The sequence below is a fragment of the Rhodococcus sp. P4_B6 genome, from assembly GCF_056402215.1.
In genome coordinates this window covers 18,993-42,189 of record NZ_JBFUHV010000038.1, presented here as the reverse complement: position 1 = coordinate 42,189, position 23,197 = coordinate 18,993, and the positions used below count along the sequence as shown (strand labels likewise).

Here is a 23,197-nt window from a genome sequence, read left to right as displayed (position 1 = left end):
AAACGTGTGAAGGATTGGTGGCGACGTGTCAGGCGATGGGCTTGCCGAGCTGCGCGAGCGGTGTCTTGTAGGTCTCGCGTGCGGTGGAGGCCGCCGCTGCCGAGATCAGGCATGCGACCGCCACCAGGATCGCGACCGGGATCCAGTTCGTTCGGCTGTCGCCGACGATGGTCCATGCGATGGTGGGTGCGAAACCGGCGAAGGCGAAACCGATCTGGGTGCCGAGCGCCATGCCGGAGAATCGCACCTTCGTGTTGAACATCTCCGCGTAGAACGACGGGAAGATGGCATTCGGTGCGCTGTAGCAGATTCCGGTGAAGACGATCGCGCCGGCAAAGATGAGTACCACGTTCGCGGTGGAGATCGCCCAGAAGTAGAGGAAGATCGACAGCGCGAGACCGACGACGCCGCTGATGAACACCGGCTTGCGGCCGATGCGGTCGGCGAGGACGGCGAGCGACGGCTGCATGAACAACGCGACGACGTTGGCGACGACGGCCGCCCAGAGCATGGTCGGGCGACTGATGCCTACCTCGGCGCTGGTCGCGAACGCGAGTCCGAAGACCGCGAAGATGGTGCCGCCGACCGACTGGAACGCGCAGAGAATCACTCGCAGCACATCGGTCGAGTGGGTGCGCAGAAGTGTCGCGACGGGAAAGCGTTCGAGTTCGCCGTTCTCGCGATTCTCGGTGAAGACCTCCGGCTCCTCCAGCTTGCGTCGCGCGATGTACGCGGCGAAGACGACGATGGCGCTGGCGAGGAAGGGGATCCGCCATCCCCAGCTGAGAAGCTGGTCTTCGGGCAGGGTGGCGACGGAGAGGAACACCAGGGTGGCAAGGATGAAGCCGGCCTGCGTGCCGGTGAGGGTCCAGCTGGTGAAGAAGGCCCGCCGGTGTTCCGGGGAGTGCTCGAGGGTCAGTGAATTGGCTCCGGACTGCTCGCCGGCTGCCGAGATTCCCTGACACACGCGGAGGCAGACGAGGAGGATCGGCGCCCAGATTCCGATGTGCTTGTACTCGGGCAGGCAGCCGATGAGAAATGTTGCCGTGCCCATCAATCCGAGCGTGAACAGCATGATCTTCTTACGTCCGACGCGGTCTCCGAGATGTCCCAGCAGGACCGCTCCGATGGGCCGGGCGATGTACGCGACGCCGAACGTTGCCAGCGACAACAGGGTTCCGGTGGCCGCGCTGGACGAGGGGAAGAAGACCTTGCCGAAGACCAGGGCGGCTGCGGAGGCGTAGATGTAGAACTCGTAGTACTCGAGCATGCTGCCGAGAAATGCGGCGGTGGCTGCTCGTTTGACCTTCTGCAGGTCTGTCCGAGGACCGGTGCCCGTGGCATCGATAGTCGTCGTCATTCGGTCTCTCCTCTGTGCGTGCATGACACCGCCCGACTGGCGTTCGTATGGCGAACGGAAGTTCGTCCTGCGCAGGCCCTGAATCTAGCGCACCGGATGTGACGGGCGCAATAGCTTTGTACCTCGCGGGCCAAAAAGTGTCCAGTAGGTACAAACGGCGCGACAAACCCGCTCTCAGCAGGCGCGAAGGGTGTGTGGAGGAGCTTGTGGGCCGTCAGATGCAGACGTAGCGAACCGTGACGTCACCGATGACGGTGCGCAGGTGCGACCTGAGCTCGTCGGCGGCGAGATCGCGCTGGAACAGCGCGTCGAACGTGTACTGGTTGGAGATGCGGAACAGCGACACGCTGTTGATGAGCATGTGGACGTCGATGGCCTCGACGTCCCGGCGGAACACGCCGGCCTCCTGACCGCGGCGCAGCACGTCCTCGAGTACCGCCAGCACGGGCATGCCGAGTCCGGCCACCTCGTCGGACTGCCGAATGTACTTGCCTTTCATCATGTTTTCTCCGCTGACGAGGCGGACGTAGGCGCGATGCGTGTCGTGGTGGTCGAACGTCAACTGCGCGATCAACCTCAGCGCATCGACCGGTTCGGCGTGTTCGAGGTCCACCTCGTGTTCGAGTTCGCGGATGAGTTTGTAGTTGCGCTCGAGGACGGCGGTGTACAGACCTTCCTTGCCGCCGAAGTAGTAATAGATCATGCGTTTGGTGGTCTGCGTCTTCTCGGCGATCTCGTTGACGCTGGCGCCGGACAGGCCCTTCTCGGCGAATTCCGCGGTCGCGACCTCGAGGATGTCGGCCTGAACGAGTGCCGGATTGCGCCGCGCTCTCGCGGGCGTGGCGCGACTGTGCGGGCGATCGCGGATCGCCTCTTCGTGTTCGTCGGGCGACGCTGTCATCGGTGGACCACGGCCCAAGCTTATCTGAGCGCCCGAAACGCTCGTGGGTCCCTCGGCGCCGGTCTTGACCGGGGCGGGGGTCGGTGCAACACTGAACTGGATGGTTCAGTATTCGGCTCTCGACGCTACGTTCGCCGCACTGGCAGACCCCACGCGACGTGGGATTCTCCGCCGGCTCGGTGACGGCGCCTGCTCGATCAGCGACCTCGCCGAACTCTTCGAGATGACTCTCACCGGCATCAAGAAGCACGTTCGACTGCTCGAAGAGGCCGGGATGGTCGTGACCGAGAAACRTGGCCGGGTGCGGTACTGCATGCTGGGGACCAATGCCCTCGAGCGTGAGGTGGCCTGGATCCGCGACTACCAGCTGTCGCTCGAAGGGCGCCTGGACCGTCTGGACGAATTTCTCAATCGAACGGAAGGCACGTCATGAGCACTTCGCAGACTTCCACGACCGCGACCGTCTCGACGCCGACGGACCGGGAGATCCACGTCGAACGCATCTTCAACGCTCCCCGCGAACGCGTGTGGGCCGCGTTCACGAGACCGGAACTCCTCGCCCAGTGGTGGGGTCGCGGAAACGAACTCGACGTCGAACGCTGGGAATTCGAACGCGGCGGGCACTGGCGCTTCGTCGAACACTCGGACGGCGAGACCCACGGTTTCGAGGGCAGATTCAGGGAGATCACCCCGGAGGAGCGCCTGGTGTACACGTTCGAGTGGGACGGCATGCCGGGCCACGTCATCGTCGAGAACAACACCTACACCGACCTCGGTGACGGGCGCACCAAGCTGTCTGTCGTCAGTCAGTTCCACACCCCCGAGGAGCGCGACGGCATGTTGCAGTCCGGCATGGAGGGCGGCATGAACGAGAGCTACGCGGCGCTGGATGCGGTGCTGGCGCAGACGAGCTGGTGACCGGAAGTCGTCACGAAGTGGGCGCGGAGAGGCTGCCGCCGATCGAATGACGGTGGTGGACTTCTCCTCTCAGTCTCGTCGTGATGGGGACGCCGTCCTCGGCGCCGGCCTTCATCTTGGCGAGGATCCGCACCGCCGCCTCCTGCCCCATCTCGGCCAGGGGCGGGGCGTAGGACGTGATTCCGGGCGGAAACACCTCGTACCATTCGGGGTTTCCGTGCGCGGCGACGGACAGGTGGCTGGGCACCGACAGGCCGAGGTCGGAGCAGGCGTGCAGGACGCCCAGCGCGATCCGGCTACTGGCGGCGATGACGACGTCAGGCAGGTCGCCGGCGATCGCGTGCATCGCGTTCCGCCCCCATGCCGAGGTGAAGTCGCCCTCGAGGATGCGGAAGCGGCGCCCGGCAGTTCCCTTGGGCGCCTCCGGTATTCCCGCGCGGTCGACGGCGTTGCGGAACCCGCGCATGCGGTCGGCGGTGGTGCTGTGATCGGCCCCGCCGATGACGAGTGCGAGATCGGTGTGTCCCGCCTGCAGGGCCAGGTCGGTGATCGCTTCGATGCCGAATTCGTCGTCGCTGACGACTGCGTCGGTCTGTAGCGGGACCGAGTGACGGTTGAGTTGCACGATCGGCACGCCGGTCGGCAATGTACGCCGAGTGTCGACGGGGACGTGGATGATTCCGTCGACGCGGTGATCGAGCAGGGAGCGCAGTCCGCGTTCCTCGGATTCCGGATCGTTGCCGCTCGCGCTGACCACGAGCTGGAATCCGGCCTCGAACAGAACGGACTGCAGCACGGCGGCGCTGTCGGTGTAGAACTCGTTCGAGATGTCGGGGAGTAGCAATCCGACGACGCGCGTCTTGTTCTCCCGCAGTGCTTGGGCGACCTTGTTCGGCCGGTAGCCCAATGCGTCGGCCGCCTCGAGGATTCTCTTGCGCGTATCGGGGTCCACGTAGCCGCGCCCGCTCATCGCGCGTGAGGCGGTACCCACCCCCACCTTGGCCAGCGCGGCGACGTCCTGAAGTTTGGGCACAAGCCCACCATACCCAACGTAACCGCAGGTAAAGGCGTCGAGGACGACGGCGGACGTCGGGGAAACGACCTCTCTTGACAGAACGAGTGGCTTACGCCACAGTGATGTGGAACCGATTCCACATGGCGTGAGTCACAGTCGCGGATGTGGGTGATCCACTACGTCAGGCGAAAGGCCCTTCGTGTCCATTCAGTCAAGAAACCCGTTCTCCCTCCTCACTCACCTGGCAGGGGACGAGGCGCAACTCGACATCTTTTCCGCCGACAGCTGCATCGAGAGCTGGCTGGCCACCGAGCGGGCCCTCGCCATCGCTCAGGGTGAGCACGCGGTCATCTCGGCAGACGACGCCGCGGCGATCGCGGCAGCGGCTCGCATCGACAACATCGACCGCGACTCCCTGTGGGAGACGTCGAAGAATGTCGGGTACCCGATCCTCGGGCTGGTGCGGCAGATCTCCGGGGCGCTGCCGGACGGACCGAACGGTCGCGTCCACTACGGTGCGACCACGCAGGACATCATGGATACCGGGCTCGCCCTGCAGCTCGCGCGGTCGCTGGCCGCGCTCGACTGGCAGCTCGGCGAACTCGGCGATGCGCTCGCGGTCCAGGTCGAGGCCCACGCCGGCACCGTGATGCCCGGCCGGACCCACGCCCAGCAGGCGGTGCCGACCACGTTCGGCGCCACCCTCGCGACGCTGCTGGGTCAGTTCACCCGCCACCGCGAACGGCTCCAGCAGGCGGTGCCGCGGATCGCCGTGATCTCCCTGTTCGGGGCGGGCGGCACGTCCGCGGCGCTCGGAGCGAAATCCGCGGACGTCCGGACCCGCGTCGCCGATCTGCTCGGCCTGCACGACACCGACATCCCGTGGCATGTCGACCGCGACGGTATCGCCGAATACGGCTGGCTCTGCGCCACTGTCGCGGCGACGTGCGCCAAGCTCGCCCGCAACATCGTCGACCTCTCCCGCACGGAGATCGGCGAGGTCTTCGAGCCCTACAACAGCCACCGCGGTGCGTCGTCGACGATGCCGCAGAAGGTCAACCCGATCTCGTCGGAGGCCATCATCGGACTGTCCCAGACCGCCGGGGCGCTGCTGTCGTCGCTGAGCCGCATCCAGGAGGCGGGCCACGAACGCAGCGCCGGCGAGTGGCAGATCGAATGGCAGGTGATCCCACAACTCGGGGTCCTGGCCGGCAGTGCCCTGTCCGAAGCGCTCGTCATCGTCACGGGCATGCGGGTCGACGCCGACAGGATGCGCGCGAACCTCGACCTCGACGGCGGGCTGGTCATGGCCGAGGCGCAGATGATCCAGCTCGCCGAAGCCCTGGGCCGCGAACGCGCCCACGACCTGCTCTACACGGCCGCGACCCGCGCCCGAACCTCGCATCGCGTGCTCGCCGACACCCTGCGCGAGGTCGCGGCGGAGGCCGGTGTCGCCGAACTGCTGCCCGCGCAACTCGTCACCGCCGACGATTACCTCGGTGAGGCGAAGGACATCGCCGCGAGCGCTGTCCGCGGATGGCACAGCGGTGCCGCAGTCGACGAAGACCTGCCCTCCATTCCGCAGCTGGCAAGGATCTGACATGCGCACACTCGCCCCCGCGACGGAGCAGCCACCGAAACTCGCAGGAGAGGAACGCTTCGACTTCATCCGCGGACGTCTCGGCCTGATCGCCGCGCTGCCCCTGCTCATCGGCATCCTGGTGCTGCCGATCGACATGCCGAATTCCCAGCAGGCCATGCTCGCGGTTCTGACCGTCGTGGTCCTGCTGTGGATCACCGAACCCGTCCCCATCCCGGTGACCGCGCTGATCGGCATCGCCCTACTCGTCGTCCTCGGCGTCGGCACACCCCAGGAGGTGTACGGGTCCTTCGGCTCCGCGACGGTGTTCCTGGTGATCGGCGCCTTCATCCTGGCCCGCGCAATGACGGTGCACGGGCTGGACCGGCGGTTCGCCCTCAAGGTGCTCTCGTTCCCGGGCATCGGCAACAGCACGTACCGCACCGCGGCGGCGTTCGGTGTCGTCGCCTGCATCCTCTCGATGTTCGTGTCGTCGTCCGCCACCGCCGCGATGCTGCTTCCCATCGGCATCGGCGTGGTCAAGACGATCGGCGATCTCATTCAGGAGCAGAACCCGGGCATCAGGACCAACCGCACCAAATTCTCTTGCCTGCTGATGCTGTCCATTGCCTACGGCGCGAGTATCGGTTCGGTCCTCACCCCGATCACCGGAATCGCCAACGTCATCGGCCGCGGCACCATCGAGCGGATGACCGGCTACAAGGTCGAACTGTTCGACTGGATCTCCATGTCGGCCCCGTACCTCCTCGTGATGGGCGCGGTCATGTGGGTCGCGCTGATCCTCGTCAACCGGCCCGAGGTGAAGCACATCCGCGGCGGGCAGGACTACTTCCGCGCCCACTACGCAGACCTCGGCCCGATGAACCGCGGCGAACGCAACGTCCTGGTGATCTTCCTCGTCACCGTCGTCCTCTGGGTGTTGCCGTCCCTCGTCACCACCTTCGGTGTCACGAGCCCGATCGTCACCGCCTTCACCGATCACCTCAACGAGGGATCCGTCGTCGTCCTCACCGCCGGTCTGCTGTTCTTCCTGCCCCGCGGGAACGGGAGCGGCGAATCCACCCTCACCTGGTCGGAGGCCGCCAAGATCGACTGGGGCACAGTTCTCCTCGTCGGCGCCGGCCTGACGATCGGCACCATGATGAACGCCACCGGACTCGCGGAAACCCTCGGCACCACCATCGCCCGGGCCACGGGTGTGCAGAGTTCCTGGGTTCTCGCCCTGATCGCGATCGTCATGGGTCTGGTCATCTCCGAGACCACCAGCAACACGGCCAGCGTCGGCATCGTCGTCCCGATCATCATCCCGATCGCCCTCGCCATCGGCGTCGACCCGATCATCCCGGCCATGGCCGGCGTGTTCGGCGCGAATGCCGGCGCCATGCTCCCGGTCTCGACGCCACCGAACGCCATCGTCTACGGATCGGGCTACGTGCCGATGATCAAGATGATCAGCACCGGCATCTTCATCGACATCATCTGCATCCCACTGATCTTCGGCGCCGTCGTCGGCATCGGATCCCTCCTCGCGCTCCACGTGTGAGCAGGCCGGCCGTGCCGCGAATCAGTCGACGAGCACGCAGCGTGCTCCGCTGAAGATGGTGGGCATGCACTTGTTGCAATGGATGCACAACGATTGGGTGCGCGACTCGGCGCGGATGCGGTTCACCAGATCGGGTTCGCGCAGCAACGCGCGGGCCATGGCGACGAATTCGAAGCCCTCGGCCATCGCGGTGTCCATCCCCGCCCGGTCGGTGACTCCGCCGAGCAGGACGAGCGGCAACGCCACCGCCGCGCGGATCTGGCGGGCGTGCTCGAGCATGAACAGGTCGCGGTACGGGTAGGCGTGGATCAGCGACTTGCCTGCCAGTTGCACGCCGAGGCGGACGGGCTGCGGCATGGCGGCGGCGAACTCGCGGACCGGCGCGTCACCCTTGAACAGGTACATGGGATTGAGAAGTGAACTGCCCATGGTGAGTTCGAGGGCATCGACGCTGCCGTCGTGCTCCAGAAGCCGGGCGACCTGGATGGCCTCGTCGAGCCAGAACCCGCCGGGGACGCCGTCGTCCATGTTGAGCTTGGCGAGGATCGCAACCCGGCCGCCGACGGCGTCGCGCACGGTGCGGGCGACGTCCCGCACCACCCGGGCCCGGTTCTCGAGCGATCCACCGTAGGAATCGGTGCGCCGGTTCAGTTTCGGGCTGAGGAACGCACTGGCGAAATAGTTGTGGCCGAAGTGGATCTCGACGGCGTCGAAGCCGGACTCGACGGCGAGCCGCGCCGCGGTGCCGTGGGCGGCGGTGATTCTGGTGATGTCGGCGGTGGTGGCGCTGCGGATCATCCGCATGCTCAGCGGATTGAACGACCGCGACGGTGCGAGCGCAGGCAGTCCGGTGGACTTCTCGTTGGCGACGGGTCCGGCGTGCCCGAGTTGGGCGGATGCGGCCGCACCCTCGGCGTGGATGGCATCGGTGAGTCGGCGCAGCCCGGGGACGGCGTCCGGGCGCATCCACAACTGTCCGCGTTCGGTGCGGCCCTCCGGTGCCACGGCGCAGTAGGCCACCGTCGACATCCCGACCCCACCCGCGGCGGGGCGGCGATGGAACTCGATCAATTCGTCGGTGACCAGCGCGTCGGGAGTGCGGCCCTCGAACGTGGCCGATTTGATGATCCGGTTGCGTAACGTGATGGGGCCCAGCGTGGCCGGGGCGAAAATGTCTGGAGGTGTGGTCATTCCCGCCCCTTCGTCGTGTGCAGTCGACGGTAGGCGGCGGGGATGTTCGGTGAGCGGGACATGTCCGCTGAGCGGGACACCACCGCACTCTCGCGGACGACCCCTCGACGTCCGTGAGCGTGCGGCGGTGGTCTCTCAACCGACGGTCTCGGGCAGCTTCTCCGGCGCTTCGCCGGTGATCGCGCCGCGTTGCCTGCGCCCGAGCACCCAGCAGGCGAGTGTGATCGCACACGTGAACGTGAGCGTCGCGAACAGCTGGTTGCGTGCCGCGTCGTCGAACAACGCCAGCACCGCGACCGCGGCCAGCAGCGCGAGTGCCACGTACGACAGATACGGGAAGCCCCACATCTTCAGCGGCAGATCCGTCCGGCCCGACTTCTCGGCGCGCCGCCGCAGCACGATCTGCGAGACAGTGACGAACGTCCACAGCACCAGGATTGTCGAACCGACCGCGTTGAGCAGCAGCGGGAGAACACGATCCGGTGCCAGGTAGTTGAGGACGACGGTGACGAAACCGAACGCCACCGACGCCAGCACCGCCAGGCGGGGGACGCCGTTGCCCGACACCCGGCCGAACACCTTCGCGGCCGCCCCGCGCTCGGACAGCGAGTAGATCATCCGGGAACCGCTGAACAGCATGGCGTTCAGCGACGACAGCAGCGCGATGACCACGACGACGGTCATGACGGCGCCGGCGCCCGGCACGTGTGCGGCGTTCAGGACCGCGACGAACGGACCCGTCGCGAGTTCCCCCGCCGTCCACGGCAGCACCGTCACCATGATCAGGACGGAACCGACGTAGAACACCAGGATCCGCCACACGATGGACCGCACCGCCCGGCTCACGTTGCGCCGGGGCTCCGACGTCTCGGCGGCCGCGATGGCCATCACCTCGGTGCCGCCGAACGCGAAGACCACGATCAGCAGGCCCGCGGCGATGCCGGTGACTCCGGTGGGGGCGAATCCGCCGTGGCCGGTGAGGTTCGACAGACCGGGCGCGTCGAAACTCGGGATCCAGCCGAAGATCATCGCGGAGCCGACCGCCAGGAACGCGACGATCGCCACGATCTTCAGTGCGGCGAACCAGAATTCGAACTCACCGAAGCGGGAGACACCCGCCAGGTTCACGGCGGTCAGCACACTCATGTATGCCAGGGCGGCCACCCATTGCGGCACCGCGGGCAGGGAGGCGGCGGTGATCGCCGCCGCCGCGGTCGCTTCCGCGGCGACCACGATGACGACCTGCACCCAGTAGAGCCAGCCGATGGTCCGGCCGGCGATCGGGCCCATCGCCTTCTCGGCGTGGACGGAGAACGCACCGCTGTCGGGGTCGGCGGCCACCATCTCGCCCATCATCCGCATGACGAGGACGACGAGAAACCCGGCGATGAGGAAGGAGACGAGCACGGCGGGCCCGGCGACGGCGATGCCCGCGCCGGAGCCGACGAATAGTCCGGCACCGATCGCGCCGCCCAGACTCATCATCACCAGCTGCCGCGGTTTCATCGCCTGCTGCAGGCGGGTGGTGGAGGCCGGTGGGTCGTGAACTGTGTTCATGGGGTCTCCCGTGCCGTCAGACGAGCTGATCGAGTGCGATCTCGAACGCGGTACCGGCGATTCCGGTCGGCTGCGACGAACGCGCGAAGCAGCGCTCGAGCGCCGTCGCCACGGTGGCGGAGACGTCGCCGAAGATCGCCTCGTCCGACACCTCGATGTCGCCCTCCATCAGCAGCGCGAACGCCCGGGCCATGCCGCAGTTGGCGATGAAGTCGGGGACGACGGCGACGCTCTTGTCGGCGTATTCGTAGGTGGGACCGTAGAAGATCTCGTCGTCCGCGAACGGCACGTTGGCGCCGCTCGCCACCACCTCGAGGCCGCCCGCGATCAACCGGTCCACCTGGTCGCGGGTCACGAGACGGGACGCGGCGCAGGGGAGGAAGATCTCGGCGCCGGAACTCCAGATCGTCGAGTTGATCTCCTCGAACGGCACCATGCCTGCTGCGCGCAGTTCGTTGCCCTCCTTGGCCAGGAACAGCGCGCGGATCTGCTCGAAGTCGTAGCCGTCGGTGTTCGTCAATCCACCGTTGCGGTCGAGGATTCCGACGATCCGGGCACCGGACTGCGCCAGGTAGTACGCGGCGGCGGCGCCGACGTTGCCCCAGCCCTGCATGATCACGCGCTTGCCGGCCAGTTCGCCGCCGTAGACCCGGTAGTAGTGCCGCACCGATTCGGCGACGCCCCACCCGGTGATCAGATCCGACACCGTGTACTTCGCCTGCGGGTCGGGCGTGAACCGCGCATCCTCGACGACCTTCGCGACGCCCAGGCGCAGCTGCCCGACCCGCTGCACCCGCTCACGATCGGTCGCCGCGAAGTGCCCGTTGACGACGCCCTCCTGCGGATGCCACAGCCCGTAGCTCTCGGTGATCGGCACGACCTCGGCCATCTCGTCGACGTTCAGGTCGCCGCCGGTGCCGTAGTACGACTTCAGCAGCGGGGTCACGGCCTTGAACCAGCGGCGCAGCACCTCGTCCTTGCGCGGGTCGGTCGGGTCGAAGTCGATGCCCGACTTCGCGCCGCCGATGGCCGGACCCGAGACGGTGAACTTGACCTCCATGGTCTTGGCGAGCGATTCCACCTCGCGCCGATCGAGACCGCGGCGCATCCGGGTTCCGCCGCCGGCAGCACCGCCGCGCAGCGAGTTGATCACCGTCCATCCGCGGGCGGAGGTCTCCGTGTCGTGCCACTCGAAGACGATCTCGGGGGCCTTCTCTTCGAATCGGGTGAGCAGATTCTTCATGGCTTCTCTCGGTTTCTGGACGGCCGGGGCTCGGGGCGATCCGGCCGGTGTTCCCGGCCGTGCCCGCGCTGTTACGGCGATCACTGTGGTGGGCACCACTCGTGCGCCGCAACCGGCTGCGCAGCAGATAGCCACGATGAACATCACCGAGAAAGAGGTTCGTCGATTTTCTATTCAATTTGTGCAGCAGAAGCGGGGAACGCGTTGCTAATCCGCGTCTGCGGGCGCGGTGCGGTAGGCCGGGGCCTTCGCCGGACGCGGTCGGTCGAGGGTTCGCAGCAGAGGCATCGACCGGTACGGGACGATCACCGACAGCACCATCACGCTGGTGGACCGGGCGACGACGCTCGACTTGTTCAGATCGATCAGCGTCTGCTGCAGCCCGAGGTGGGAGCCGGCGGCGATGCGGCACAGGATGTCGCCGGAACCGGTGGTCGCGAAGGCCTCGAGCACCCCGGGGATCGACTCCAGTTCCGACGTCACGGAGTCGAGTGCGCCCTGCGCCGTCTCCAGCGTGACGAACGCCTGCACGTCGAACCCCGCGGCGGCGATGTCGAGGCGCGGCTCGTACCCGGCGATCACGCCGGACTCCTCGAGTTTGCGCACCCGCGCCTGAACGGTGGCCCGCGCCACCTTGATCCGGCGCGACAGTTCCAGCACGCCGGCCTTCGGGTCGTCGTGCATGGCGTCGAGGAGGGCGAAGTCGAGCTCGTCCAACTGCACTGCGTCCTTCATGGCCAGACCTCTCCGAACGAATTCAACTAGTCCGACTGTATAAGAAAACCCTCCGCGAGGCGCCCGAAGGTGGCACCGCGGCTAGCTTCTGCTGGCTCGGTTGCCTATGTGGCCGGTCTGGGTTTTCGTAGTGACCCACACAACAGGCCAAGCCCTCCGTCCCCGAAACAGGAAGACAGCGATGACGATCGAGCAGACTCTCACCGACAAGGAACGCCTGGCAGGTCTCGACCTCAGCCAGCTCGAGCAGCTGGTCGGGCTCGTCGAATACGACGGCACCCGCGACCCGTTCCCGGTCAGCGGCTGGGACGCCGTCGTMTGGGTGGTCGGCAACGCCACCCAGACCGCCCACTACTTCCAGTCCGCGTTCGGGATGACCCTCGTCGCCTACTCCGGACCGACCACCGGCAACCGCGACCACCACAGCTTCGTCCTCGAATCCGGCGCCGTCCGCTTCGTCATCAACGGCGCCGTSRACCCSGRCAGCCCGCTGATCGAGCACCACCGGACCCACGGCGACGGCGTCGTCGACATCGCCCTCGCCGTCCCCGACGTCGACAAATGCATCGCCCACGCCCGCGCCCAGGGCGCCACCGTCCTCGACGAACCCCACRAYGTSACCGACGARCACGGCACCGTCCGGATCGCCGCGATCGCCACCTACGGCGACACCCGCCACACCCTCGTCGACCGCAGCCACTACACCGGCCCCTACCTGCCCGGCTACCTCGCCCGGACSTCGTCGCACACCCGACGGGACGGCGCCCCCAAACGSCTGTTCCAGGCCCTCGACCACGTCGTCGGCAACGTCGAACTCGGCAGGATGGACCACTGGGTCGACTTCTACAACCGGGTCATGGGCTTCACGAACATGGCCGAATTCGTCGGCGAGGACATCGCCACCGACTACTCCGCGCTGATGTCGAAGGTCGTCTCCAACGGCAACCACCGCGTGAAGTTCCCSCTCAACGAGCCCGCCRTCGCSAAGAAACGSTCGCAGATCGACGAGTACCTCGACTTCTACGGCGGCCCCGGCGCCCAGCACCTGGCGCTGGCCACCAATGACATTCTCACCGCGGTGGACCGGCTCACCGCCGAGGGGGTSGAGTTCCTGGCCACCCCGGACTCCTACTACCAGGAYCCCGAACTGCGGGCCCGGATCGGCAACGTCCGCGCCCCGATCGAGGAGTTGCAGAAACGCGGCATCCTCGTCGACCGCGACGAGGACGGCTACCTGCTGCAGATCTTCACCAAACCCCTCGTCGACCGGCCCACCGTGTTCTTCGAACTCATCGAACGCCACGGCTCCCTCGGCTTCGGTATCGGCAACTTCAAGGCCCTCTTCGAGGCCATCGAACGCGAACAGGCCGCCCGCGGAAACTTCTGAGCGAGAGCCGATGAGCGGGTGCGGCGACTTTCCCGCGGGATCGGTGCCGCCGCGAATACGATGACGCCATGAGCCCTACCGAGGCAGTGGTGGCCGGGGCCGGGCCGACCGGTCTCACGCTTGCTCTGGAACTGGCGCGGCGTGGCGTCGAAGTGCGGATCCTCGACAAGTCTCCCGAGCCGTTCGCGGGTTCGCGCGGAAAGGGATTGACCGCGCGCAGCCAGGAAGTGATGGACGATCTCGGTATCGTCGACGAGGTCGTCGAGGCCGGGTTCCGGCACCTTCCCAACCGGGTCGCGGTGCGCGGCCGGGTGGTGGGCGACAGCGACCCCCACGCAGACCTGAGCCCCACACCCGACCGGCCCTACGAGAGCGGGTTGATGATCCCGCAGTGGCGGACCGAGCAGATTCTGCGAGAGCGTCTCTCCGAGTTCGGTATCGACGTGGAGCGCGGCGTCGAGGTGGTGGGTTTCGAGCAGACCACCGACAAGGTGACCGTCCGGCTCGCCGGGGGCGGGACCGTCATGGCGCGTTACCTCGTCGGCTGCGACGGCGGACGCAGCACGGTGCGCAAGGCGCTCGGGGTGTCGTTCGAGGGGACGGGCGGCATCGAGGGCATGCTCCTCGGCGACGTGTCCGTCGACGGCCTGACCCCCGACCGCTGGCACCAGTGGTCGCACCCCGAGAAGGGATTCGTCGCGCTGTGCCCGTTCCGTGGGATCAACTCCTGGCAGTTCCAGGGAGTGCCGTTCGCGGACTTCGACGAGGAGGGGAACCTGCCCGAACCGTCGCTGGAGTACTTCCAGCGAGTGCTCGACGACATCGCCTGCGATCCCGGCGTGCGACTGTCCGCACCGACGTGGCTGTCCACGTGGCATGTGAGCGTGCGCATGGTGGACCGCTTCCGAGACGGCCGGGTGTTCCTCGCCGGCGACGCCGCGCACGTTCATCCGCCCGCAGGTGGGCTCGGGATGAACACCGGGATCCAGGACGCCTACAACCTCGGCTGGAAACTCGCGCTCGTCCTGGCCGGGTCCGCGGATCCGTCGCTCCTCGACACGTATCAGGAGGAGCGGTTGCCGCTCGCCCGCTGGACGCTCGGGGTGAGCAGCGCGGGGCTGCAGAAGGTGACCGACAACCTCGGACGCGAGGACTCATCGGGGTTCGCCGGCGCGGCGACCGAGGACGGCCAGCAACTCGGTCTGGGCTACCCGTGGAGTTCGCTGTCCCGGGACGGGGACGTGACGACGGGCGTCCGCGCGGGTGACCGCGCACCCGACGCGCCGTGCCTGAGCCCGGACGGTTCCCCACTGCGACTGTTCGACGTCTTCCGCGGGACGCACTTCACGGTTCTCGGGTTCGACGGCGGGCCCCGGCACGCCCTGCAAACCCTGGCCGAAGACGCGCCCGACGACGTGAAATACGTGGTGGTGGGTGATTCCCGCGGTCCCGGCGTGGACGTCGTCGACGACCGCGGTTTCGCGCGTAGCGCCTACGGGGCACACGGTGGCACGCTGGTGGTGGTGCGCCCCGACGGTTACGTCGCGCTCACCGCCCCGGCCACCGCGACCGACGACGTCATCGACTACCTCGGCTGCCTGGTGGGGAGATCGTGACGAAAGGCTGAACGATGCGTCACAAGGACGAGGAACTCGACTACGACGAGGCCGACCTCGAGGTCGGGCACCCGAAGGACCACGCGGCCGGGCCGACCGCTGTCGCGGTGTCGATGAAACGCGCGCTCGAGCAGATGGGTGTGGTCCGCACCGCCGAGACGTTGTTGCGGCTGAACCAGGCCGAGGGCTTCGACTGCATGAGTTGCGCCTGGCCCGACCCCGACCCGGGTCACCGCCACGCCGCGGAGTTCTGTGAGAACGGCGCCAAGGCGGTGGCGGAGGAGGCGACGCGGGTCCGGGCGACCCCCGAATTCTTCGCCCGCCACAGTATCGCCGAACTCGACTGCCACAGCGAGCACTGGCTGGGGCAGCAGGGCCGGATCACGCATCCGATGGTGAAGCGGCCCGGCGGAACGCACTACGAGCCCATCGAATGGGACGAGGCCTTCACGCTGATCGGCGAGCAGCTGAACGCCTTGGACAGTCCGGACGAGGCGATCTTCTACACGTCCGGCCGGGCGTCGAACGAGGCCGCGTTCGCGTACCAGCTGTTCGTCCGCGCGTTCGGGACGAACAATCTGCCCGACTGTTCCAACATGTGCCACGAATCGACCAGCATCGCGCTGCAGGAGTCGATCGGCATCGGCAAGGCCAGCGTCACGATGGACGACGTGTATCAGGCGAAACTCATTGTCTTGCAGGGGCAGAACCCGGGAACCAACCATCCGCGGATGCTGTCGGCACTGGAGAAGGCCAAGCAGAACGGCGCGAAGATCCTGTCGATCAACCCGCTCCGCGAGGCCGGTCTGGTCAACTTCAAGAATCCGCAGACCCCGCGAGGGATGGTGGGGCACGGTACCGACCTGTCCGACCTGCACCTGCCCATCGCGCTGAACGGCGACCTGGCCCTGCTCCAGGCGTTCGGCTCACTGCTCGTCGAATGGGATGCCCTCGACCACGAATTCATCGACCGGTACACGATCGGATTCGAGTTGTGGAAGCAGCACGTCGCCGACCTCGACTGGGACGTCGTCACCCGGAACACCGGGCTGTCGCGGGAACAGATCACCGACGCGGCCCGGATGCTGCGGGATTCCGATGCCACCGTGTTCTGCTGGGCGATGGGGCTCACTCAGCACCACAACTCGGTGGCGATCATCAAGGAAGTCACCAATATCGCGCTCGCGCAGGGGAACATCGGGAAGCCCGGCGCTGGGCTGCTGCCGGTGCGCGGGCACTCGAACGTGCAGGGCGACCGCACGATGGGGATCTGGGAGCGCCCGCCGCGGCATTTCCTGGACGCGCTCGCGAAGGAGTTCGACTTCGACCCGCCCCGCGAGAACGGCTACGACACCGTCGATTCGATCCGGGCCATGCGCGACGGCAAGGCCCACTTTTTCCTCGGGCTCGGCGGCAACTTCGTCCAGGCCGCCCCGGACACCGACGTCACCGCGGCCGCGCTGCGCAAGACCCGGATGACGGTCCACGTCTCGACGAAGATCAACCGGTCGCATCTCGTGTGCGGCGACACGGCCCTGATCCTGCCGACGCGGGGGCGCACCGAGCAGGACGTCCAGGCCGGTGGGCCGCAGTTCATTTCCGTCGAGGACTCGGTGTGCTCGGTTCATGCCTCCCGGGGTCCGTTGAAACCGGCCAGCCCGCACCTCGATTCGGAGGTGGGGATCGTCACCCGCATCGCCGAGGCCACGATCGGCGACCGCTACGGTCTCGAGTGGAAGAAGATGCGGGACGACTACGCGAACATCCGCCTGCACATCTCGCGGGTGGTGCCCGGATGCGAAGGGTACGAGGTGAACGTCCGCAAGCCGGGCGGCTTCGTTCTGCCGCACCCGCCGCGCGACTCCCGGACGTTCCCCACCCACTCGGGGCGCGCCGAATTCGCGGTGTCCCCGATCGACGTGCTGCAGGTGCCCCCGCGGCACGTGATCCTGCAGACGATCCGCAGCCACGACCAGTTCAACACCACGATCTACGGGCTCAGCGATCGGTACCGCGGCATCGAGGGCGGGCGCCGCGTGATCTTCCTGCACCGCGACGACATCGCGGCCCTCGGGTTCGACGACGGCGACATGGTGGACCTCTTCACGCATTGGGACGGTGACGACCGCGTCCGCTGCGCCCACGACTTCCGGATCGTCGAGTACGACACGCCCCGGGGGTCGGCCGCCGCCTACTATCCGGAGACCAATCCGCTGGTGCCGCTCGATTCCACGGCGACCGGCAGCAACTGTCCCACGTCGAAGTCCGTCGTCGTCTCCCTGGAACACGCCGGCAAGTACAGCGCCGAATGCCCACCGGAGGCGAGCCAGGACGCGGTCGGATCGGACCAGGTCCACAAGTCGCAGCCCCAGCCCGAGCACCTCTCCTGACGTGAGTGGCAAAGTGTGCCCCGGCACGCTTTCCCACTCACCTGCGCAGGTGAGTGGCAAAGTGTGTCCCGGCACGCATCGGCACTCACGTAGGCAGGGACCCGCGACAGATCCGGCTCAGCCCCTGTCTCGGTCACGCAGGTAGACGGCCAACGGCGCGTGGCGTTGTATGCGTGACAGGGCGATTCGACGCGCCACCGCCCACATCAGCGCCGAGATGACGACGGCGAGGACGACGCACAGCGCGAAGTCCGCGGTACCCATCCGCGAGTGCACGTCGGCCGGACGCACGAGGCGCCACAGCACGACCGGGACGACGGCGATCGCCGCCGAGAACGCAGGGAACACCCCGTACGGCACCACCAGCAGGATCAGCCACCGGACGACGACGGTGCGCCACCGGGCACGTTGTTCCCATCGCCAGCGCAGCGGCCGCTGGTGATACGGGAAGTACACCCCGACCAGACTCGACCCGGCGAGCGCACCGAACGGGCACAGCGCCACCGCGACCACCACCACCGCAGTGAACAGCCAGTCCTGCTCGGCGAAGCCCACGACGATCGCGATGGTCGCGCAGATCGGGGCGATCAGCATCCACAGCGCCACCGCCTTGGCGCCGAGCATCGCACCCAGCGCGTCTCGGTCGTCGAGTGCGGCGAGAACCCGCTCACTGTCCGGCGCCAGCACGTTGGTGGCGGTGACGTCGGCGTACATCCAGCCCGCCAGGGCGAGCGCGAAACCCGACGGCCCGGTCCACTCGAACAACCAACTCCGGGGCAGCAGGAACCAGGCCCCGATCATCAGGACGGCATTGAACGCAACGGTCGCGAGCGTGTCTGCCGGGTTGCGCCAGATTCTGATCCACTCCGCACGAAGAGCGGCCATGACATTCAGCGTAAAGCGTCGGGCCGGCCGTCGGAGCCGTGTCTCAGGATCCCGGACGATCGGGACGCCGGTCCCTTCCACCTGGGACATCGGGTCGGCGACAGTGGTGCGATCCGAGAGAAAGGCCTGTCGTGACCATCGACGACGAGGAGGCAGCCGGGGCCGCGATCCTGATGGATTCCCTCCCCGACCACCACCGGACCGTGCTGCGACTCCGGCTCGCGGACCGCCTCCCGGCCGTCGAGGTGGCGCGCGTCCTCGGGACGAACGTCGAGGCCGTACTCCTCCTCCAGCACGCGGCGCTCAACCTCCTCCGGCGGCAACTCGCGGCGAGGGTGGTGGTCGACGGCGACAATCCGGCGAACGGGCGGTACTGATCGACGCTGCGAGATCCCGCGGTGCTGCCGCGGGAAGAGGTCCGGCTGCCGCCACGGCGTCGAGTCGGCGGGTTACCGGACTTGCCGAGCCTGGGACGTGTTTCGCTGCCAGTTCCCCATCGCGCGGTCACTGTGCCGACGCCGTTTCGACCGCCCGGAGTTCGAGGAGGCACGCTTCGGGTTGTTCGGTGGCGCCGGGAATCGAGGTCACGAACCAGAAGTCACCGTCCCGGTCGACGCGAAACAGGTCGCCGGTAGCCATCCACTCGTCATCCCGGTCGAACACACCGCGCAGCGCGATGTCGTTGCCGGCGAAGATCTTCCCCGAGGCGTCGACGAGCAGTTGGCCGACCTGTCCCGGCCGAGCAGGCACCGCGTAGCCGTCCTCGCCGGTGCGGATCCGGCCGTCCTCCATCTCGACGACGCACACCCGTGGCGTTCCCGGCAGCGGCTTGCCCACCGAACCGATCTTGCGACCGCTGACATTGCCGAGGATTGCGTCCGAACGCGTCGAGGCGTACATCTCCAGGACACCGACCGATCCGAACCGGTCGCTGACCCGCCGCCACAGGTCGGCCGGCATCGCCGAGCCGACGAAGAGCCGAATGGGATGGTTCTTCCGGATTCGCTCCGGCGCGTCGGCCAGCGGTTCGAGCATGTCGCGGGTGTAGGTCACCACTGTGGCCCGGTTGCGGCGTACCTGGGACCAGAACGTGTCGGGGTCGAACTCGTCGATCAGTGCCACGCGGGCACCGGATGCGGTTGCGGCGGCCGTCGCCAGCAGCAGACCGGTCGGGTGGTGCAGTGGGCTGCTGGAGTAGATCGTGTCGCCCGGGGTCAACGCGCACGCGGTCGAGGCCGCCAACGCGGAGGTCGCCCACCGGCCGTTGGTGATCAGATCGGCGCGGGTCTGCTCCTCAGCGCCGCCGAAGAGGACGAACGCGACGTCGCCGGCGCACCCCGGGTTCGCCCGGTACCAGGCAGGCAGGCGCACGCGGTCGGGATCGACCTGCTCGAGGTCGACTGCGCCGGACGGAATGTCGCGGTCTTCGTGGACTGCGCCGAGAACGAACACCGGCAGCGCGGTCGTTGCCGCGGTCGCCGCGTGCTCGGGGTCGGCGAGGATCTTCGTCACGTGCCCGAGCCGTATCTCTTCGGCAAGGTCGTGCCCCGGGCGGTGCAGCACGGTGACCGCACCGATGCGGTTGAGGGCCGCGATCGCGACGAGGGAGCTCGGGCGGGTGTGCATGAGCACTCCGACGCGCTCGCCCTTGCGGACACCCGCCGACACCAGCCCGCAGACGACGCTGTCGATGCGTTGTTTGGTTTCCGCGTGGGTGTGCACGCGATCGGCGAACAGGAAGGCCACCTTGTCCGGGCGCGAGCGGGCCAGGTCGTCGAGCAGCGCACCGTAGGAGATCGTGGTGCGCGGACCCATCGATTCGAGCCGCACCAGGCGGGGCGCCGCAGCGGCCGCTTCCCTCGACAGCTCGACGACCGTGGTGGCCAGGTGCTTCCCGGCGCGCGACAGGGCGGCGGGGAGGTTGAACCCGGTTCCGGCGACGAGACCGGCGCCGTAGGTCAGTCCGGCGATGCTTCCGCGTGGGGCCGGTGCCTCGACGTCGGAGGACGACTCGAGTTCCTGTATGAAGTCCGGCAGGTCACCCTCGCCGTTCGTCCAGCGCACCCACGCACCGATGCCGGGCCAGGTTTTCTGCTTGGCATGCGAGCTGACCGGCAGCCCGAAGTGTCCGACCGGCAGGGTGCATTCGTGGATGTCGGCGTTGGGTGCCGCCCGCCGGACCGCGCGCACCGTCGTCGGCGGTGCCAGGAAGTCGGCCTCCCCGACGAAGGTGAGGATCGGGCAGGTGATGTCTGCGAATCCGACGGTGCGGTCACCGATCACGACGCCGCCCTCGACCAGGCGGTTGTCCGCGAGCAATTCGAGCAGTTCGACGAGTGCGGGACCGGACCAGCTGATCCACGCACCGGTTTTGAGGAATTTGCGTTGCGGTTCGCGTGGCAGCAGCGACTCGCGGTCGTGCAGGGCGAGCAGGAACTCGATGTCGTTGCGGATGTTGCGGTGTGGGCTCGACCAGTTGAACAGCTGTGTGACGAACCATCGGGGAAGGCCGGTCTTGCCGATGATCTTGCTCTCGAGCCCGACGATGCCCCAGAACAGGTCCTGTGGAACGACGCGGTCGATGTCGAGGGTCGTGAGCGGGCTGCCCAGCGCGATCACGCTCGCCACACCGGCATTGCCGAGATACGCGGTCGCCGTGTAGCAGAAGATGCCGCCCTGGCAGTACCCGACGAGATGCACGTCCCGACCGGTGGCCTGCCGGACCCGTTGCACCGCGTCGGCGACGGCGAGTACGTGGTCACCGAACGTGCGCTCGTTGCCGCCCGGCTCGACCGCCGGATCTCCGAAGTCGACCACCCACGGGTCGAGGCCCTGCTCGCGCAGCATCGCGACCGCACTGGTCTGCGGCGAAATGTCCCACACGACGGCAACCTGCGACAGCGGTGGCACGAGGACGACCGGCGGAAGCCCGGCCGGCGAGTCCGGGTAGTAGTGCCGCAGGCGGTACACCGGTTCGTGTGCCACGACGTCGTGCGGTGCGGGCTCCTCCTCGGTCTTGAGGCCGCCGTACCTGGCGACCTCGATGCCGTTGACGATGGTGGCGATGACGCGATCGATGTTGCTCGCGGTCGGGGTCGAGCCCATTAGCTGTCTGCTTTCGGTGTCGGTTGGTTGCAGGGGGTGGACAGGATCAGGTCGGCGATGCGGCCCGGTTCCTCGAGTTGCGGGCAGTGGCCGCAGTTGTCGAGAGTCTCGAGTGTTGCCGTGGGCACCGTGGCCAGGAAGGCCGGCGCGCTGTTCGGATCGGCCAGCTTGTCTTCGCGGCCCCAGATCAGTAGGACCGGTAGGCGGATCCGGTCGGTTCGCAGGGGGTCGTGATCGCTCTCCCGACTCAGCGCGAGCAGATCGCTGCGCAATCTGCCCACATCACGCATGCCGTGGACGTGCTCCGCGTACCGCAGCGCGAGCCCGGACTCGGCGCGGCCTGCGGCGAGGCCGCGCGCATAGAACCGCGCTGCCCCGCGGCGGATCAGCGCCGCGGGCACGGGTGCTCGGTCGACGAACTGCAGCATCGGATCCAGGCAACGCAGGACCGTCGTGAGATACCGCAGTCGCCAGCCGTAGGCCAGGCCTGCCGGCCCGATGCCGACCACGGCGCCGAGGGGCACCTCGCTGCGGGCGGCCGCGCGCAGCGCGAGCAGGCCGCCGAGCGAGTTTCCCACCACAACCACATCGCCGCGTTCGGCGTAGGCACGTACGAACCCGTCGACGAACGCGTCGTGGTGGGGCAACGCCGGGCGGGCCAGCCGATCGGCGCGACCGCTGCCGGGCAGATCGACCGCCACTGCGCGGCGGCCCCGGCTCGCGAACTCCTGCAGGAGCGGGCGCCACGAGTCCGCCGAGTCGGTGAAGCCGTGCAGCAGCAGGATCGGCGGCCCGTCTCCGTCGACTTCGAGCACTCGGGTGGATACGCCGGCGACGACGATCGGCCGCTCGTTGATCGGGGAACTCATGAGAGCAGTAACCCGCCGTCCACCACGAGCTGGCTTCCGGTCATGTAGCTGCTGGCGTCGGAGGCGAGGAAGACCATCGCCGCGGCGAGTTCGGCGGGGTCACCGAGGCGGCCCATGACGAGTCGGGGACCGATGAGTTCGGTGGGCATGCCGTCGGTCATCTCCGAGGGGAAGAACCCCGGGAGCAGTGCGTTGACTCGAATTCCCTTGCGCCCCGACCACTGTCGCGCGAGTGACCGGGTGAGACCGAGAAGCCCTGCCTTCGACGCCGAGTACGCCGTCGTGGGGGCGTCGAGTGTGGTGTGCGCCATGACGCTGGCCACGTTCACGATCGACGAGCCAGGCGCCATCGCCGGGGCGACGGCCTGAGCCATCGAGAAGCATGCCGTGAGGTTCACCGCGACGACCCGTTCGAACTCGGCCAACGACAGCCGCGACGCGGGGGCGTGGTCTTCGATGCCGGCATTGTTGACCAGCACGTCGACGCGCCCGAACCGCTCCACGGCCGCACCGACCACCTTGTGACAGTCGTCGGCGTCCGTGACGTCCGCGGCCACGGCGAGGCCGCTGCGACCGGTGCCGGTCACCGTGGCGAGGGTGTCCTCCAGAAGGGGTGCGCGCCGTGCGGCGACCACCACGTCCGCACCGGCCTCGGCACATGCCGCGGCGAACGCGACCCCGAGCCCCGACGACGCCCCGGTGATCACGACAACCTTGTCCCGAAGGCCGAACTTGTCGGCCAGGACGGGCCGAGGACCTGCTGTGCGGGCATAGCTCATGACTGATTCCTAAGTTGTGATGATTGTGGTCTGGCGCAACGAAGTTCGCTGAACGGCGATGATCACGACACTTCATTATCCTATACGACTGTATAGAAAAACA

At 67.6% G+C, this 23,197-nt stretch carries 19 protein-coding genes; 8 read left to right on the top strand and 11 right to left on the bottom strand.

Going from position 1 to position 23,197, the window contains the following annotated elements; translation table 11 throughout:
- Positions 1–28: 28 nt before the first annotated feature.
- Positions 29–1,360 (bottom strand): MFS transporter, encoded by a 1,332-nt coding sequence (locus AC1DWT_RS19880; RefSeq protein ID WP_072944416.1) that lies wholly within the window; start codon positions 1,358–1,360, stop codon positions 29–31.
- Between the two features lie 214 nt (positions 1,361–1,574).
- Positions 1,575–2,261 carry a TetR/AcrR family transcriptional regulator gene (locus AC1DWT_RS19875; RefSeq protein WP_072944418.1) on the bottom strand — a complete coding sequence of 229 codons (687 nt, stop codon included), beginning with the start codon at positions 2,259–2,261 and terminating at the stop codon, positions 1,575–1,577.
- Positions 2,262–2,361: 100 nt separating this feature from the next.
- Between AC1DWT_RS19875 and AC1DWT_RS19870 the strand changes: the two genes are divergently transcribed.
- Entirely contained in the window at positions 2,362–2,694 is a 333-nt protein-coding gene (locus AC1DWT_RS19870; protein WP_477921897.1) for an ArsR/SmtB family transcription factor, read from the top strand.
- A complete protein-coding gene (locus AC1DWT_RS19865) occupies positions 2,691–3,179 on the top strand; it encodes an SRPBCC family protein (RefSeq protein ID WP_072944419.1) in 489 nt (162 codons plus the stop codon). The genes AC1DWT_RS19870 and AC1DWT_RS19865 overlap by 4 nt, the downstream gene beginning before the upstream one ends.
- A gap of 10 nt (positions 3,180–3,189) precedes the next feature.
- Here AC1DWT_RS19865 and AC1DWT_RS19860 read toward each other — a convergent pair whose 3' ends face one another.
- The gene (locus AC1DWT_RS19860) at positions 3,190–4,212 is read right to left on the bottom strand and encodes a LacI family DNA-binding transcriptional regulator (protein ID WP_206013803.1); all 1,023 of its coding nucleotides are present in this window, start codon (positions 4,210–4,212) and stop codon (positions 3,190–3,192) included.
- Between the two features lie 181 nt (positions 4,213–4,393).
- Between AC1DWT_RS19860 and AC1DWT_RS19855 the strand changes: the two genes are divergently transcribed.
- Entirely contained in the window at positions 4,394–5,794 is a 1,401-nt protein-coding gene (locus AC1DWT_RS19855; protein ID WP_241031367.1) for a class-II fumarase/aspartase family protein, read from the top strand.
- 1 nt (position 5,795) lies between these two features.
- The gene (locus tag AC1DWT_RS19850) at positions 5,796–7,337 is read left to right on the top strand and encodes an SLC13 family permease (RefSeq protein ID WP_072944423.1); all 1,542 of its coding nucleotides are present in this window, start codon (positions 5,796–5,798) and stop codon (positions 7,335–7,337) included.
- A gap of 21 nt (positions 7,338–7,358) precedes the next feature.
- Here AC1DWT_RS19850 and AC1DWT_RS19845 read toward each other — a convergent pair whose 3' ends face one another.
- The 4 genes from AC1DWT_RS19845 to AC1DWT_RS19830 form a co-directional block, all read right to left on the bottom strand.
- The gene (locus AC1DWT_RS19845; protein ID WP_206013802.1) at positions 7,359–8,528 is read right to left on the bottom strand and encodes an NADH:flavin oxidoreductase; all 1,170 of its coding nucleotides are present in this window, start codon (positions 8,526–8,528) and stop codon (positions 7,359–7,361) included.
- Between the two features lie 135 nt (positions 8,529–8,663).
- A complete protein-coding gene (locus tag AC1DWT_RS19840; protein WP_206013801.1) occupies positions 8,664–10,085 on the bottom strand; it encodes an amino acid permease in 1,422 nt (473 codons plus the stop codon).
- Between the two features lie 16 nt (positions 10,086–10,101).
- Positions 10,102–11,328 carry a Glu/Leu/Phe/Val dehydrogenase dimerization domain-containing protein gene (locus AC1DWT_RS19835; RefSeq protein ID WP_072944429.1) on the bottom strand — a complete coding sequence of 409 codons (1,227 nt, stop codon included), beginning with the start codon at positions 11,326–11,328 and terminating at the stop codon, positions 10,102–10,104.
- Positions 11,329–11,535: 207 nt separating this feature from the next.
- Positions 11,536–12,063 (bottom strand): Lrp/AsnC family transcriptional regulator, encoded by a 528-nt coding sequence (locus tag AC1DWT_RS19830; RefSeq protein ID WP_072944431.1) that lies wholly within the window; start codon positions 12,061–12,063, stop codon positions 11,536–11,538.
- Positions 12,064–12,244: 181 nt separating this feature from the next.
- Between AC1DWT_RS19830 and hppD the strand changes: the two genes are divergently transcribed.
- The 3 genes from hppD (at position 12,245) to AC1DWT_RS19815 (ending at position 17,456) form a co-directional block, all read left to right on the top strand.
- Positions 12,245–13,450 (top strand): 4-hydroxyphenylpyruvate dioxygenase, encoded by a 1,206-nt coding sequence (hppD, locus tag AC1DWT_RS19825; RefSeq protein WP_477921895.1) that lies wholly within the window; start codon positions 12,245–12,247, stop codon positions 13,448–13,450.
- 68 nt (positions 13,451–13,518) lie between these two features.
- A complete protein-coding gene (locus AC1DWT_RS19820) occupies positions 13,519–15,066 on the top strand; it encodes an FAD-dependent oxidoreductase (protein ID WP_206013799.1) in 1,548 nt (515 codons plus the stop codon).
- A 14-nt stretch (positions 15,067–15,080) separates the two neighbouring features.
- Positions 15,081–17,456, top strand: coding sequence for an FdhF/YdeP family oxidoreductase (locus AC1DWT_RS19815; RefSeq protein WP_206013798.1), 2,376 nt, complete (start codon positions 15,081–15,083; stop codon positions 17,454–17,456).
- 117 nt (positions 17,457–17,573) lie between these two features.
- Here the strand turns inward: AC1DWT_RS19815 and AC1DWT_RS19810 are convergent, their stop codons facing one another.
- The gene (locus tag AC1DWT_RS19810; RefSeq protein ID WP_206013797.1) at positions 17,574–18,341 is read right to left on the bottom strand and encodes a hypothetical protein; all 768 of its coding nucleotides are present in this window, start codon (positions 18,339–18,341) and stop codon (positions 17,574–17,576) included.
- A gap of 131 nt (positions 18,342–18,472) precedes the next feature.
- Here AC1DWT_RS19810 and AC1DWT_RS19805 point away from each other — a divergent pair, with 131 nt between their 5' ends.
- Positions 18,473–18,718: a sigma factor-like helix-turn-helix DNA-binding protein gene (locus tag AC1DWT_RS19805; RefSeq protein ID WP_206013796.1), complete on the top strand. Its 246-nt coding sequence runs from the start codon at positions 18,473–18,475 to the stop codon at positions 18,716–18,718.
- Positions 18,719–18,845: 127 nt separating this feature from the next.
- Here AC1DWT_RS19805 and AC1DWT_RS19800 read toward each other — a convergent pair whose 3' ends face one another.
- From AC1DWT_RS19800 to AC1DWT_RS19790, 3 genes are read right to left on the bottom strand one after another with little or no spacing between them, the layout of a single operon-like run.
- The gene (locus AC1DWT_RS19800) at positions 18,846–21,446 is read right to left on the bottom strand and encodes an AMP-binding protein (RefSeq protein WP_206013795.1); all 2,601 of its coding nucleotides are present in this window, start codon (positions 21,444–21,446) and stop codon (positions 18,846–18,848) included.
- Positions 21,446–22,315, bottom strand: a complete 870-nt coding sequence (locus AC1DWT_RS19795; protein ID WP_206013794.1) for an alpha/beta fold hydrolase — start codon at positions 22,313–22,315, stop codon at positions 21,446–21,448. The genes AC1DWT_RS19800 and AC1DWT_RS19795 overlap by 1 nt, the downstream gene beginning before the upstream one ends.
- Positions 22,312–23,094 (bottom strand): SDR family NAD(P)-dependent oxidoreductase, encoded by a 783-nt coding sequence (locus tag AC1DWT_RS19790; protein WP_095861775.1) that lies wholly within the window; start codon positions 23,092–23,094, stop codon positions 22,312–22,314. The genes AC1DWT_RS19795 and AC1DWT_RS19790 overlap by 4 nt, the downstream gene beginning before the upstream one ends.
- Positions 23,095–23,197: the final 103 nt, after the last annotated feature.

Bases quoted from the DNA above. Each gene is read 5' to 3' on its own strand.
- AC1DWT_RS19880 (WP_072944416.1), bottom strand. From the start codon at position 1,360: ATGACGACGACTATCGATGCCACGGGCACCGGTCCTCGGACAGACCTG.
- AC1DWT_RS19875 (WP_072944418.1), bottom strand. From the start codon at position 2,261: ATGACAGCGTCGCCCGACGAACACGAAGAGGCGATCCGCGATCGCCCG.
- AC1DWT_RS19865 (WP_072944419.1), top strand. From the start codon at position 2,691: ATGAGCACTTCGCAGACTTCCACGACCGCGACCGTCTCGACGCCGACG.
- AC1DWT_RS19850 (WP_072944423.1), top strand. From the start codon at position 5,796: ATGCGCACACTCGCCCCCGCGACGGAGCAGCCACCGAAACTCGCAGGA.
- AC1DWT_RS19845 (WP_206013802.1), bottom strand. From the start codon at position 8,528: ATGACCACACCTCCAGACATTTTCGCCCCGGCCACGCTGGGCCCCATC.
- AC1DWT_RS19840 (WP_206013801.1), bottom strand. From the start codon at position 10,085: ATGAACACAGTTCACGACCCACCGGCCTCCACCACCCGCCTGCAGCAG.
- AC1DWT_RS19835 (WP_072944429.1), bottom strand. From the start codon at position 11,328: ATGAAGAATCTGCTCACCCGATTCGAAGAGAAGGCCCCCGAGATCGTC.
- AC1DWT_RS19830 (WP_072944431.1), bottom strand. From the start codon at position 12,063: ATGAAGGACGCAGTGCAGTTGGACGAGCTCGACTTCGCCCTCCTCGAC.
- AC1DWT_RS19820 (WP_206013799.1), top strand. From the start codon at position 13,519: ATGAGCCCTACCGAGGCAGTGGTGGCCGGGGCCGGGCCGACCGGTCTC.
- AC1DWT_RS19815 (WP_206013798.1), top strand. From the start codon at position 15,081: ATGCGTCACAAGGACGAGGAACTCGACTACGACGAGGCCGACCTCGAG.
- AC1DWT_RS19810 (WP_206013797.1), bottom strand. From the start codon at position 18,341: ATGGCCGCTCTTCGTGCGGAGTGGATCAGAATCTGGCGCAACCCGGCA.
- AC1DWT_RS19800 (WP_206013795.1), bottom strand. From the start codon at position 21,446: ATGGGCTCGACCCCGACCGCGAGCAACATCGATCGCGTCATCGCCACC.
- AC1DWT_RS19795 (WP_206013794.1), bottom strand. From the start codon at position 22,315: ATGAGTTCCCCGATCAACGAGCGGCCGATCGTCGTCGCCGGCGTATCC.
- AC1DWT_RS19790 (WP_095861775.1), bottom strand. From the start codon at position 23,094: ATGAGCTATGCCCGCACAGCAGGTCCTCGGCCCGTCCTGGCCGACAAG.